Origin of the sequence: Pseudomonas sp. NCHU5216 (genome assembly GCF_052156495.1) — a bacterium.
Taxonomy (GTDB): domain Bacteria; phylum Pseudomonadota; class Gammaproteobacteria; order Pseudomonadales; family Pseudomonadaceae; genus Aquipseudomonas.
In genome coordinates, this window is record NZ_JBQLIX010000005.1 from 141,449 (window position 1) to 154,377 (window position 12,929).

General features: G+C 65.9%; 12 protein-coding genes. 6 read left to right on the plus strand and 6 right to left on the minus strand.

The annotated features are described in order from the left end of the window. Positions 1 to 18 precede the first annotated feature (18 nt). Positions 19 to 2,298, plus strand: coding sequence for a phosphoenolpyruvate--protein phosphotransferase (ptsP, locus tag ACSVIK_RS06165; RefSeq protein ID WP_442443483.1), 2,280 nt, complete (start codon positions 19 to 21; stop codon positions 2,296 to 2,298). A 101-nt stretch (positions 2,299 to 2,399) separates the two neighbouring features. Here the strand turns inward: ptsP and ACSVIK_RS06170 are convergent, their stop codons facing one another. Further along, entirely contained in the window at positions 2,400 to 3,140 is a 741-nt protein-coding gene (locus ACSVIK_RS06170) for an NRDE family protein (protein ID WP_442443484.1), read from the minus strand. 397 nt (positions 3,141 to 3,537) lie between these two features. Between ACSVIK_RS06170 and ACSVIK_RS06175 the strand changes: the two genes are divergently transcribed. From ACSVIK_RS06175 to ACSVIK_RS06190, 4 genes are all read left to right on the plus strand, one after another. Then, positions 3,538 to 4,320, plus strand: coding sequence for a sulfite exporter TauE/SafE family protein (locus tag ACSVIK_RS06175; RefSeq protein WP_442443485.1), 783 nt, complete (start codon positions 3,538 to 3,540; stop codon positions 4,318 to 4,320). Positions 4,321 to 4,330: 10 nt separating this feature from the next. Continuing rightward, positions 4,331 to 5,131 (plus strand): prolipoprotein diacylglyceryl transferase, encoded by an 801-nt coding sequence (gene lgt, locus ACSVIK_RS06180; RefSeq protein ID WP_442443486.1) that lies wholly within the window; start codon positions 4,331 to 4,333, stop codon positions 5,129 to 5,131. Beyond that, positions 5,131 to 5,925 (plus strand): thymidylate synthase, encoded by a 795-nt coding sequence (locus ACSVIK_RS06185; RefSeq protein ID WP_442443487.1) that lies wholly within the window; start codon positions 5,131 to 5,133, stop codon positions 5,923 to 5,925. The genes lgt and ACSVIK_RS06185 overlap by 1 nt, the downstream gene beginning before the upstream one ends. Before the next feature lie 64 nt (positions 5,926 to 5,989). Further along, positions 5,990 to 7,051, plus strand: a complete 1,062-nt coding sequence (locus ACSVIK_RS06190) for a transporter substrate-binding domain-containing protein (protein WP_442443488.1) — start codon at positions 5,990 to 5,992, stop codon at positions 7,049 to 7,051. On the opposite strand, the gene ACSVIK_RS06195 is transcribed toward ACSVIK_RS06190, so the two are convergent. The 4 genes from ACSVIK_RS06195 to ACSVIK_RS06210 form a co-directional block, all read right to left on the minus strand. Further along, positions 7,030 to 7,392 carry a hypothetical protein gene (locus tag ACSVIK_RS06195; RefSeq protein WP_442443489.1) on the minus strand — a complete coding sequence of 121 codons (363 nt, stop codon included), beginning with the start codon at positions 7,390 to 7,392 and terminating at the stop codon, positions 7,030 to 7,032. The two genes, ACSVIK_RS06190 and ACSVIK_RS06195, sit on opposite strands and share 22 nt — an antisense overlap. Continuing rightward, positions 7,389 to 8,771: a GTPase/DUF3482 domain-containing protein gene (locus ACSVIK_RS06200; protein WP_442443490.1), complete on the minus strand. Its 1,383-nt coding sequence runs from the start codon at positions 8,769 to 8,771 to the stop codon at positions 7,389 to 7,391. The genes ACSVIK_RS06195 and ACSVIK_RS06200 overlap by 4 nt, the downstream gene beginning before the upstream one ends. A gap of 138 nt (positions 8,772 to 8,909) precedes the next feature. Next, a complete protein-coding gene (locus ACSVIK_RS06205; protein ID WP_442443491.1) occupies positions 8,910 to 10,301 on the minus strand; it encodes a DUF2868 domain-containing protein in 1,392 nt (463 codons plus the stop codon). A gap of 60 nt (positions 10,302 to 10,361) precedes the next feature. Continuing rightward, the gene (locus ACSVIK_RS06210) at positions 10,362 to 11,501 is read right to left on the minus strand and encodes a glycerophosphodiester phosphodiesterase (protein WP_442443492.1); all 1,140 of its coding nucleotides are present in this window, start codon (positions 11,499 to 11,501) and stop codon (positions 10,362 to 10,364) included. A 131-nt stretch (positions 11,502 to 11,632) separates the two neighbouring features. On the opposite strand from ACSVIK_RS06210, the gene ACSVIK_RS06215 reads away from it, so the two are divergent. Beyond that, positions 11,633 to 12,151 (plus strand): dihydrofolate reductase, encoded by a 519-nt coding sequence (locus tag ACSVIK_RS06215; RefSeq protein WP_442443493.1) that lies wholly within the window; start codon positions 11,633 to 11,635, stop codon positions 12,149 to 12,151. A gap of 48 nt (positions 12,152 to 12,199) precedes the next feature. Here the strand turns inward: ACSVIK_RS06215 and gloA are convergent, their stop codons facing one another. After that, complete coding sequence (gloA, locus tag ACSVIK_RS06220; protein ID WP_442443494.1) at positions 12,200 to 12,727, minus strand: lactoylglutathione lyase; 528 nt, start codon at positions 12,725 to 12,727, stop codon at positions 12,200 to 12,202. Positions 12,728 to 12,929 lie beyond the last annotated feature (202 nt).

Below are 12,929 nucleotides of genomic sequence, written 5' to 3' on the forward strand. Positions count from 1 at the left end.
ACGGGATTCTGACCGAGCATGCTCAACACGCTGCGCAAGATCGTCCAGGAAGTGAACGCCGCCAAGGATCTCAAGGCGGCGTTGTCGATCATCGTGCAGCGGGTCAAGGAGGCCATGGGCAGCCAGGTCTGTTCGGTCTATCTGCTCGATCCGGACAGCAACCGTTTCGTCCTGATGGCCACCGAGGGCCTCAACAAGCGCTCCATCGGCAAGGTCAGCATGGCCCCCAACGAGGGTCTGGTGGGCCTGGTCGGCACCCGTGAGGAGCCGCTGAACCTCGAAGACGCCGCCAGCCATCCCCGCTATCGCTACTTCGCCGAAACTGGCGAGGAGCGTTTCGCCTCCTTCCTCGGCGCACCGATCATCCACCACCGTCGGGTGATGGGCGTGCTCGTCGTGCAGCAGAAGGAGCGCCGCCAGTTCGACGAAGGCGAAGAAGCCTTCCTGGTGACCATGAGCGCGCAGCTCGCCGGGGTCATCGCCCATGCCGAGGCCACCGGCTCGATCCGTGGCCTGGGCCGTCAGGGCAAGGGGGTACAGGAGGCCAAGTTCATCGGCGTGCCGGGCGCACCGGGGGCAGCGGTGGGCACCGCTGTGGTGGTGCTGCCCCCGGCCGATCTGAACGTGGTGCCGGATCGTAACGTCGAGGACATCGACGCCGAGCTGGCCCTGTTCGACAAGGCGCTGGGCTGGGTGCGCGAGGACATGCAGGAGCTGTCCGAGAAACTCGCCACGCAGTTGCGCAAGGAAGAACGCGCGCTGTTCGACGTATACCTGATGATGCTCGACGACGCCGCCCTGGGTAACGAGGTGCGCAAGGTCATCAAGACCGGGCAGTGGGCCCAGGGTGCCCTGCGCCAGGTGGTGCTCGACCACGTCAAGCGCTTCGAGCTGATGGACGATGCCTACCTGCGCGAGCGCGCCAGTGACGTGCGCGACCTCGGCCGGCGCCTGCTCGCCTACCTGCAGGAAGAGCGCAAGACCTCCCTGGTCTACCCGGACAACACCATTCTGGTCAGCGAGGAGCTGTCGCCGGCGATGCTCGGCGAGGTGCCGGAAGGCAAGCTGGTGGGCCTGATTTCGGTGACTGGCTCGGGCAACTCCCACGTGGCCATTTTCGCTCGCGCCATGGGTATTCCCACGGTGATGGGCGTGGTCGACCTACCGTACTCGAAGATCGATGGCATCAAGCTGATCGTCGACGGCTATCACGGCGAAGTCTTCACCAACCCCAGCGATCTGCTGAGCAAGCAGTACGCCGACGTGGTCGAGGAGGAGCGTCAGCTCACCGAAGGCCTCGACGCCCTGCGCGCGCTGCCCTGCGAGACCCTCGACGGCCATCGCATGCCGCTGTGGGTCAACACCGGCCTGCTCGCCGACGTGGCCCGTGCCCAGCAGCGTGGCGCCGAGGGCGTCGGCCTGTACCGCACCGAAGTGCCGTTCATGATCAACGAGCGCTTCCCCAGTGAGAAGGAGCAGCTTGCCACCTATCGCGAGCAACTGCAGGCCTTCCACCCGCTGCCTGTGACCATGCGCACCCTGGACATCGGCGGCGACAAGGCGCTGTCCTACTTCCCGATCAAGGAAGAGAACCCCTTCCTCGGCTGGCGTGGCATCCGCGTCACCCTCGATCACCCGGAAATCTTCCTGGTGCAGACCCGCGCCATGCTCAAGGCCAGCGAGGGGCTGAACAACCTGCGCATCCTGCTGCCGATGATTTCCGGCACCCAGGAGCTGGAAGAAGCGCTGCACCTGATCCACCGCGCCTGGGGCGAAGTGCGTGACGAGGGCACCGATGTGCCGCTGCCGCCCATCGGCCTGATGATCGAGATTCCCGCCGCGGTCTACCAGACCCGCGAACTGGCGCGCCAGGTGGACTTCCTCTCGGTGGGTTCCAACGACCTGACCCAATACCTGCTGGCGGTCGACCGCAACAACCCGCGCGTGGCCGACCTCTACGACTTCCTCCACCCTGCCGTGCTGCAGGCCTTGCAGAAGGTGATCGACGATGCCCATGCCGAAGGCAAGCCGGTGAGCATCTGCGGTGAGATGGCTGGCGACCCGGCCGCTGCCGTGCTGCTGCTGGCCATGGGCTTCGATTCGTTGTCGATGAACGCCACCAACCTGCCCAAGGTGAAATGGCTGCTGCGCCAGATCACCCAGAGCAAGGCCAGGGAAGTGCTGGCCCAGGTGATGACCATGGACAACCCGCACCTGATCTACAGCACCCTGCACCTGGCGCTGCGCAACCTCGGCCTGGGCCGGGTGATCAACCCGGCCTCCAATATCCAGGCCTGAATTATTGCGTAGGAGCGAGCTCTGCTCGCGAACCCTGGCAAACGGCAAGAGCTTCGCGAGCAGAGCTCGCTCCTACATCCAATGCACGTTCTGCTGCCGGGCTACCCGCGCAAGGCCACCTCGCCCAAGCACGTACCGTACGGCCCGAAGCTGCGCTCGATGATTCGCCAACCCGTCCGTTCCAGTCTCACCACCGTGCTGGCGCGCGTGCCGTAGGTGGCGCTGGCGATGAAGATGCTCGACAGCAGACGCTCTGCGGCCAGGCCGACGCCGGTGTCCGGCAGCTCGCTGTCGGCTGGCCGATGGGTGTCGGCCATCAGCGCCAGCAGCCGTTGGTCGTCGGCATGCGGCTCGTCCTGCAACCTCTGGCGCGCGCGCAGCAGCTTGGGCCATGGCGTGTCCAGGTCGGCGTTACCCAGGCCATAGACGCCGGCCTCAAGGCAGCGCGCCTGACCGCTATGGGAGTTGAAGTGCCAGAGCTGGCTTCTGTCGCCCAGCAGCAGATTGAAGCCGCCATAGCTCGCCGCCCGCGCCATCACTGCTTCGAGGTAGGCCTGTGGCCCCAGATGGCCGCGCAGGTAGTCGGCGCTCAGCTCGCCGCGCGAGCGTAGGCCTGCGCGCTGCTTGGGGTCACGGATATTGGTCAGGGCGGCGAAGCGCCCCTCCGCGTTGATGCCCAGCCAGGTACCGCCAGCCTCCAGGTCACGCCCGGCGAAGACGCCGCGTGCCTCTTGCCACTCGCTCAGCACGGCGCTCGGGCGGTCATAGAACTCGTCGCGGTTGGCGACCAGACGCAGAACCTGGGGATGCTCGGGTTGCCAGGCAAAGACGATCAGGCACATGGGCAGCTCCTTGTGAGCGATGACCCCGGCAGTCTAGGGTCTGTTGCCGTTTCGCGCACGGCCGCGACGGAGCCAGTTTTTGCGTGGAGCTAGGCGCGAGGCGCGAAGTTTGGTCGCCCAAATGAGTCGCCCTGCAACGGCGCACCACGCAAAAACTGGCCTGTCCCTTCGGGTTGCGCGGCAAATTGCGCCGTGCGTCGTTGCGGGATTTGGCAAGGGAGCAACCATTCCCTGCATCCCGCGCCTAGCCCGGCGCAATTTGGCGCGGCAACACGGCTCGCGTCGAAACGGCAACAGACCCTAGCACGAAGTGCATCCGGTTCAGGTGTCCGACACCTGGCGCCTGCCGTTTCCTGGGCATTTCCGCTACCATGCCGCTTTGTTTTCGGGGGTGTCGATGGAACTGCTGCTCTACCTGGTGCTGGGCGCGGCCGCCGGTGTGCTGGCCGGGCTGTTCGGCGTGGGCGGCGGTCTGATCATCGTGCCGGTGCTGGTGTTCAGCTTCGCCTCGCACGGTATGTCCACGGAAATCCTCACCCATCTGGCGGTGGGCACCTCGCTGGCCACCATCGTCTTCACCTCGATCAACTCGCTGCTGGCGCACCACCGCATGGGCGCCGTGCGGTGGCCGCTGTTTCGCTGGCTCACCGGCGGCATCCTGCTTGGCGCGGCGCTGGGGGCCATGACCGCGGCGCTGATCCAGGGGCCGCTGTTGCAGAAGATCATCGGCACCTTCGCCATTCTCGTTGCCGTGCAGATGGCGCTGGATCTGAAACCCAAGGCCAGCCGTGGTGTCCCAGGCAAGCCCACGCTGACCCTGGCCGGCGGCGTGATCGGCTGGGCTTCGGCGATCTTCGGCATCGGCGGTGGTTCCTTGACCGTGCCCTTTCTGGTCTGGCGCAGCGTACCGATGCAACAGGCCGTGGCGACCTCGGCAGCCTGTGGCCTGCCCATCGCCATCGCCGGAGCGTTGAGTTTCATGTACACGGGCTGGAACAACCCGGATCTGCCGCCATGGAGCGTCGGTTTCGTCTATCTTCCGGCGCTGCTGGGTATTGCCCTGACCAGCATGTTCTTCGCCCGTTTCGGCGCGCGCTTGGCTCACCGCCTGTCGCCGCGCCTGCTCAAGCGTCTGTTCGCCCTGCTGCTGTTCAGCGTGGGCCTGAGTTTTCTCATCTAAGGAGTTCTGCATGCTGCCTTATCCGCAGATCGACCCGGTGGCTGTCGCCCTCGGCCCGCTGAAAATCCATTGGTACGGCCTGATGTACCTGGTGGGCATCGGTGGCGCCTGGCTGCTGGCCTCGCGACGGTTGAACCGCTTCGACCCCACCTGGACCAAGGACAAGTTGTCCGACCTGGTGTTCTGGGTGGCCATGGGGGTGATCCTCGGCGGACGCCTGGGTTATGTGCTGTTCTACGACCTGCCGGCCTATATTGCCGAGCCGGTGAAGATCCTGCGCATCTGGGAGGGCGGCATGTCCTTCCATGGCGGCCTGATCGGCGTGATGCTGGCCACCTGGTGGTTCGGCAAGCGCAACGGCAAGAGCTTCTTCGAGCTGATGGACTTCATTGCGCCGCTGGTGCCCATCGGTCTCGGGGCCGGGCGTATCGGCAACTTCATCAATGCCGAGCTGTGGGGCAAGGCCACCGACGTTCCCTGGGCGATGATCTTCCCCACCGATCCGCAGCATTTGCCGCGCCACCCTTCGCAGCTCTATCAGTTCGCCCTGGAGGGCGTGGCGCTGTTCCTGATCCTCTGGTTCTACTCGCGCAAGCCGCGCCCGACCATGGCCGTGTCCGGCATGTTCGCCGCCTGTTATGGGGTGTTCCGCTTCATCGTCGAATTCGTCCGCGTGCCCGATGCCCAGCTCGGCTACCTGGCCTGGGGCTGGCTGACCATGGGGCAGATTCTCTGCGTGCCGATGATCCTCGGCGGCATCGGCCTGATCGTCTACGCCTACAAGCGCCAGCCCGTTCAAGGAGCCGCCTGATGAAACAGTACCTCGACCTGATGCGCCACGTGCGTGAGCACGGCACCTTCAAGGAGGACCGCACCGGCACCGGCACCTACAGCGTGTTCGGCTACCAGATGCGCTTCGACCTGGCGGCTGGTTTTCCCCTCGTCACCACCAAGAAGTGCCACCTGCGCTCGATCATCCACGAGCTGCTGTGGTTCCTGCAGGGCGATACCAACATCCAGTACCTCAAGGACAACGGCGTCAGCATCTGGGACGAGTGGGCCGACGAGAACGGCGACCTCGGCCCGGTTTACGGCTACCAGTGGCGTAGCTGGCCGGCGCCCAATGGCGAGTCCATCGACCAGATCGCCAAGCTGATCGAGATGATCAAAAAGAACCCGGATTCGCGCCGCCTGATCGTCTCGGCCTGGAACCCGGCGCTGGTGGAGCAGATGGCGCTGCCGCCGTGCCATGCGCTGTTCCAGTTCTATGTGGCCGACGGCAAGCTGAGTTGCCAGCTCTATCAGCGTTCGGCGGACATCTTCCTCGGCGTGCCCTTCAATATCGCCAGCTACGCGCTGCTGACGCTGATGGTGGCGCAGGTCTGCGACCTGCAGCCGGGCGAGTTCATCTGGACGGGCGGCGACTGCCACCTGTACGCCAACCATATCGAGCAGGCCGACCTGCAGCTCAACCGCGAGCCGCTGCCGCTGCCGACCATGCAGCTCAACCCTGAAGTTAAGGATCTGCTGGCCTTCAAGTTCGAGGACTTCGAGCTGGTCGGTTACCAGGCGCATCCGCATATCAAGGCGCCTGTCGCGGTCTGAGGCCTGCTAACGGCAGGGGGCGATTTGCTACCCTTTCACTAAACGAGTGAAGAGGGAGTCCCCCGTGAGCCGAATCGCACTGGCCCTGCTGCTGGTCTTCAGTTGCCTGACGAGTCATGCCGATACCCAGCCCCTGCGGGTCGGCATCACCGAAGTGCCGCCGTTCGTGATCAACAACGAGGATGGCAGTTGGAGCGGTATCAGCATCGATCTGTGGAATGCCATTGCCGAGAAGAACGGCTATGCCTTCGTCTACCAGCCGATGCCCTTCGGTCAACTGCTCGACAGTCTGGAGCAGAGCAAGGTGGACGTGGTGGTCGGAGCGATGACCATGACGCCCGAGCGCGAGGCACGCTTCGACTTCACCCATCCCTTCTATTTCACCGGCCTGGCCATCGCGGTGCCGGCCACCGCTTCCGCGGGCTGGTGGACGACCTTCACCCGCCTGTTCTCCTGGCGCTTCATCAGCGTGGTGCTCGGCCTGGCCGCCGTGCTGATGCTGGTGGGCGCCCTGATCTGGCTGTTCGAGCGCCGACGTAATCGCGAGCAATTCCCCGAAGAGCCGGTGCGCGGCCTGGGTGATGGCTTCTGGTGGGCAGCGGTGACCATGACCACCGTTGGCTACGGCGACAAGTCACCGGTGACGCTCGGCGGGCGGCTGGTGGCGGTGGTGTGGATGTTCGCCGGGTTGATCATGGTGTCCACCTTCACCGCGGCGATGACCACCGCGCTGACCGTGAGCAATCTGCAAGGCAGCATCCAAGGACCGAAGGATCTGCAGGGCGCCAATGTCGCCAGCGTGCAGCACACCGCCAGCTCGCGCTGGCTGCAGGAGCAGCGCATCCGCCAGAGCGACTACCCGAACCTGACGAAGGCGCTGCAAGCCGTGCAGCAGGGTGAGGCCGATGCCATCGTCTATGACAAGCCGATTCTGCAATACCGCAATCGCGAGCTGGTCGGAGCCCGGTTGCAGGTCTTGTCAGGCACCTTCGAGAACCAGAGCTACGGCTTTCTGGTGCGCAGCGGCAGCCCGCTGCGTGAGCCGATCAGCCGGGCGATACTGAGCATCATGGACGATGCGCAGTGGCCGCGAACGGTGAGTGATTATCTGGGCGAGGCGCCCTGATCCGGCTGTGGTTCCGGCACCTTGAGGGCAAAGCGGCGCGCGATGTCTTCAACGATCTCGCGCGGCCCGCTGAGCTTCCAGTCCAGCCAGTTGTCCCATTCCAGCTTCAGCTCATCCAGCCCACGACGCAGGCGATAGCAGTCGTAATCGATACCCTTGTCGAAGGCCAGTGGGCTGTATTGCGCGACCTGCCGCCAGCCCTCGGCTTTGAGGCTGTCGAGAATCTCGTTGCCGACCTCGGTGTCGATCATCTCCAGGGAAATGTGATCGGCCGTGCTCACCGGAACGCGTTCGAGCAGGCGGCGCTGCAGCCAGCGGCGCAACGCTGCAAGCCTGCTCACGCCTTCTGCACCTGATCCAGCTCGGCGGTCAGGCGCTGCACCTGCTCCTGGCGCTCGGCCTCTTCCAGGCGTGCGCCGGGATTCAGTGATGACCATTCGGGATGGGCGCGCGCCACGTTGAGCGGGGCGGGCAGTTTGCCCTGGCGCCATAGGCTTTCCTGGGGGGCGCTCAGGGTGATGGCTTCCATCGCTGCGTGGCCACGGGCGTCCAGGGCGGCCAGCAGGTGCTGTTGGCGCAGGGCGAGCAGGCGCAGCACGGCGTCGTCCACGGTCAGTTCGCGCTGGCCCTTGAGTTTGCCTTTCAGCCGTTGCCCATAGTTGCGCAGGGTCTGTGCGCTGCCGCCGATCACCGCGCCCAGCGCAGCCGCGGCGCCCATGGTCAGGCCGCCGACCAGCAGGTCGACGCCGACGCCGGTGGCGGCACCGGCGGCCATGCCACTGCCCACCTTGATGCCGAGCTGCTTCAGCGTCTCCGGGTTGAACAGGTCGTCGCCCCAGCGGCCATCGAGCAGGGGCAGATCGGTCGCCTTGGCATCGCTGTTGCGGAAGGCGTACAGGCGCAGCAGGGCCTCGACGCAGCGTTGCTCGCGCTGGCGAATGGCTTCGCGCAGTTCGTTGATCGCGCCTTTTTCCAGCAGCGGCTGGGTGGCGACGCTGCGGCGGCAGGCGGCGCAGTCGATCAGCAGTTCGGCGATCAGCCGCTGGCCAGCCTGGCGCCGGGCCTGGCGCTGCGCTTCGTGATCCTCGATCAGCCTTTGCAGTTGCGGGCGCGCACGTTCCAGCAGCAGGGCCAGGCTTTCGTACAGGCGCCGTTCGCCATCTTCCGGCGGCGCCACGCTGTCGAAGGCCACCAAGGCATGCAGGCCCAGGCGCGCCAGGGCTTCACGCCACTCGCCTTCACGATGGCTGGCACTGGCGACGAAATTCAGCACCGGCAGCAGCGGGCGGCCACACATGTAGAGCACGGCCAGTTCGTCGCGGTACTTGGCCAGCACCGGCTCGCGCACGTCGATGACGTAGAGCCCGGCGTCGCAGGCCATGAGCTGGCGTAGCACCTTGGCTTCCTGTTCATAGCGCTGGCGTGCTTCGCTGCCGTCGAGGAAGCGAGTCAGGCGCGCCGGGCCGTCCAGCCGTTCGCCGGGGCGGTCGAGGCGTTCCAGGTAGTCGAGCAGGGCGATGGCATCTTCCAGGCCGGGGGTGTCGTACAGCTCCAGCAGTGCCTGGCCGTCCACCGACAGACGCGCGCCTTCGACATGGCGGGTAGTGCTGGCGCGCGGTGAGACTTCGCCGAAGTCGATATCGCGGGTCAGGGTGCGCAGCAGCGAAGTCTTGCCGACATTGGTGTGGCCGACCAGGGCCAGTTTCAGCGGCGGGGTCATGGCGTGGCCTCGATCAGGCAAGCCTTAGGCAGAGCGTAGATTAAGGTAGGAGCGAGCTCTGCTCGCGAACCATGGCAAACGGCAAGAGCTTCGCGAGCAGAGCTCGCTCCTACATGAGGCCCGTCTGCCTGCAGCTCTCTAGTCATGCCCTGTCTCCAGCCAGCTCAAGGGTGACGTATCGCGGCGCGTCAATCCCAGGGCGTCCAGTGCCTGGTGCCAGTCCGCCAGGCGCGCGCTGTCCAGGCTTTGGCCGGGCGCGGGCGACAGCAGCCAGATGCGCGTGGCGGTTGCGCAACGCGCCAGTTCGCCGAGCAGCGCCAGGGTGCCGCGATCCGGCGAGCGGCGCGGGTCGCAGGCGACGGCCAGGCGCTCGGGTGGGAAGCGGGTCAGTTGTTCGAGCAATTGCCGGCGCTGTTCGCGGCTGTCGATCACCCCGGCATCGGCCACGCCCCTGGGCAAGGCGGCGGGTGGCCAGGGCCGGCTGTCGTCCAGCTCCAGGCCGAGCAGCAGGGCGCCGCTGGAGGGCTGGGCGCTGCTGCCGCCCTGCGGCTGGTGCAAGGCAGCGGGGGGCAGGTCACAGACGCCGAGACGTTCGCTGTCCGGTTGCAGGCGCTGGCGCAGCAGGCCGTAGCCGGGCAGGTCGAGATCCAGGTGCAGCGAGGCTTTGCCGGATAGCCAGCGCCACAGGCACAGCAGCGCCAGCAGCAGGCGTGGCAGCAGGCCGTAGACCAGTACCACGCCCACCAGCCAGCCGGCCCAGCTCTGCCGGGCGACCTCGCTGGCGATGGCGGCGTCGCCGCTGGCGCGGATCAGCTCCACGTCCGGCAGGCTGAAGCCGAGCAGGGCGGGCAGGGCGCCGATGGCCTGGGTCAGGGCAATGAAGGTGTCGCCGCCGAGGATGGTGGTTTCCCAGACGAAGCCATAGCGGCGCGTGGCGAGCAGCAGCAACAGGGTGCTCAGCGCGGCGAGCATGGCTAGCGTCCACAGGCCGTTGACCAGCAGGCCCAGGCCCCAGCGGGTCAGGCGCTGGCGTTGCAGCATCAACAGCAGGGCTGGTGCCAGTTGCGCAGCGCTGGCGTCGCGCGCCAGCTTCTCGCTGAGCCATAACCACAATCTGCCCAGGGCACCGGGATGGTCGCGGGTCAGCAGCAGGCCCAGCAGCCAGCCGAGCAGCATCAGCAGGTTCAGCCCCAGCAGGCTGCCCAGCGCCCAGAACACATTGACCGGCTGGCGCCCGTCACCCAGCGCCGCCAGGGCCAGGCCGGCACCACTGAGCAGGGCCAGCAGCATCAGTAACAGGCCAGCCAGGCGTGCGCCCTGCAACCAGTGCAGCAGCGCCTGCCATTGGCCGTCGCGGCGCGCCAGGAGCAGGGCGCGGTGCTGGATGCGTGCGGCCAGGTCACCCGCTTCTGCGCGGGCCAGGCGATTGGCCTCGGCGTCTTCCAGCGGGCCGGCGTGTTCCTCGCGCAGACGAATGGTTTCGCTGAGCCAGAGGCGTTGCAAAGGCGTAGGGGAGGAGGCGTCAGTCACGTGGCGTCTCGTCGTGCGGATCAGGGGTTGAGGATAACCCCTGATCCGCCGGGACGCGAATCAGGGCTTGTCGCGCAGACGCACGGCAATATCCGGCTGGTCGATGAACAGGCCGTCGATGCCGGTGGCGAGGAAGGTGCGCAGTTCGGTGTCGATGTCGCCGCGCTCGGTCGGGTCGTTGCCGCTGCGCAGGCTGGTGGGCAGGAAGGCGTTCTCGGCGCGGAAGGTGTAGGGGTGCACCTTGAGCTTGGCGGCGTGGGCATCGCGCACCAGGCTGGTGGGCGTGGTGAGGTTACCGGCGGCGTCACGCGGGATGATCATGCCTTTCTCCGGGCCGATGCCGTCGGCATAGCGGGCGATCGCTTTAAGGCCTTTGGGGGTGATCATCTGCGCGTAGCTGAGGTCGCTGCCCAGGGCCTGCTGATCGTAGGGCTGGCCGTCCGTCCACAGCAGTTGGATGAGGCGGATGGAGGTCATGCGGCTGAGGGTCTTGAGGTTTTCCACCTCGAAGGACTGGATGTACACCGGGGCCTTGGCACTGGCGTAGCCGTTGCGCTTGAGCACCCTCAGCAGAGGTTTTTCCATGGCCAGGCCGAGTTGCTGGAAGTGGGTGGGGTGCTTGGTTTCCGGGTACAGGCCGATGACCCGCTGCTGGCTGAGCTGCAGGCTTTTCACCAGGTCGATGATTTCCTGCAGGGTGGGGATCTCGAACTGGCCGTCGAAACGGGTGTTGGCTGGGCGCACCTGGGGAATGCGCTCGATGGCGCGCAGGGTCTTGAGTTCGGCCAGGGTGAAGTCCTCGCTGAACCAGCCTTCCAGGCTGACGCCGTCCACTGTCTGGGTGCGCTTGCGGTTGGCGAATTCGGGGTGCTGCGCCACGTCGGTGGTCAGGCCCAGCTCGTTGTCGTGGCGGGCCACCAGTTGGCCGTCACGGGTCATCACCAGATCCGGCTCGATATAGTCGGCGCCTTGCAGCACGGCCAGGGCATAGGCGGCCAGGGTGTGTTCGGGCACGTAGCCGCTGGCACCACGGTGGGCGATCACCAGCGGCGAGCGGGTGCCCTTGCCCGGGGCGTGCTTGGCGCCCGGCTGTTGTTGAGCCCAGTCGATGGCAGACTGGACGTTGCCGGCCAGGGCCTGGGTGCTGCCAAGCAGCAGGCCGGCGCATAACAGGCCGGTGCGCAGAAGGTTGGACATCATGGAGGCATCTCCTTGCTCATGGGGGAAGCCAAAGCCTGCCTGAACGAACATGACGATCAGGCGACAAACCGATAATTGGTATGGCTTGCCTGTGCTGCTCGTCACAGGATGGCTCTGCTATGCTCGCCAGCATGAAAAAGACCCTGCCTCTCTCGCTGATCGCCGCCCTCGCCCATAACCGGGTGATTGGTCGCGACAATCAACTGCCCTGGCACTTGCCGGCGGATCTCAAGCATTTCAAGGCCATGACCCTGGGCAAGCCGATCATCATGGGGCGCAAGACCTGGGATTCGCTGGGTCGCCCGCTGCCGGGCCGGCTCAATCTGGTGGTCAGCCGCCAGCCGGGCCTGCAGCTCGAAGGCGCCGAGGTGTTCGCCAGCCTGGAGGCGGCCATCGCCCGTGCCGACGAGTGGGCGCGCCAGGAAGAGGCCGACGAACTGATGCTGATTGGCGGGGCTCAGCTCTATGCCCAGGGCCTGGCATTGGCCGAACGCCTGTACCTGACCCGTGTGGGGTTGGAGCCCGAAGGCGATGCCTTCTTCCCCGAGGTGAGCGAGGCCGATTGGCACCTGAGCTCCAGCGTCGAGCACCCGAGCACGGGGGACACCCCCTTCTACGCCTTCGAGGTGTGGCAGCGCCGTAGCGCTTGATGACGAGCGGCCTGGCCTTGGCGCCAGGCCGGCATGTCGTCAGGGCGCTCAGTTCACCTCGGTGAACTGGATGATCTCCACCCAGTAGCCGTCCGGATCCTTGATGAAGGCGATGTCGCGCATGCGGCCGTCGCTCAGGCGCTTCTGGAAGGCCACGCCGAGATCCTCGAAGCGTTGGCAGGCGGCCTTGATGTCCGGCACCGCCACACACAGGTGGCCGAAGCCGCGCGGGTCGCTGTTGCCGCTGTGGTAGGCAAATTCCGGATCCTTCTCGGTGCCGTAGTTGTAGGTCAGCTCCAGTACGCCGGGGATGGACTTGCGCCACTGATGGCGTGCTGCCGGGTCTGCCGGAATCTGCGACTTGTCTTTGAGCAGCGCGAGGAAGTAGAGGCTGAATTCGGCCTCGGGGAAGTCGCTCTTCTCCAGCAGGGTGAAGCCCAGCACGCGGGTATAGAAATCCAGGGACTTCTCGAGATCCTTCACGCGAATCATGGTGTGGTTGTAGACGAAGTCGGCGGTGGCAGCGTCGGGTTTGGCGGTCACGCCGGGCAGGGTGTTGAGTTCGTCGAGGGTCATCGGGTTCTCCATCAGGCGTGAAAAGTCGTACTAGGGTCTGTTGCCGTTTCGTCGCGGCCGTGCGCGAAACGGCAACAGACCCTGGCTAGATGGACGCGGCGGTGGCGTTTTTCAAGGCAGCACAGGGTTTCAGGCATGGCCGACTGGAAAGGGTTCCCCGGATTGCATCCGGCTACGGACTTTGCGCGTAGGGTGGACAGCG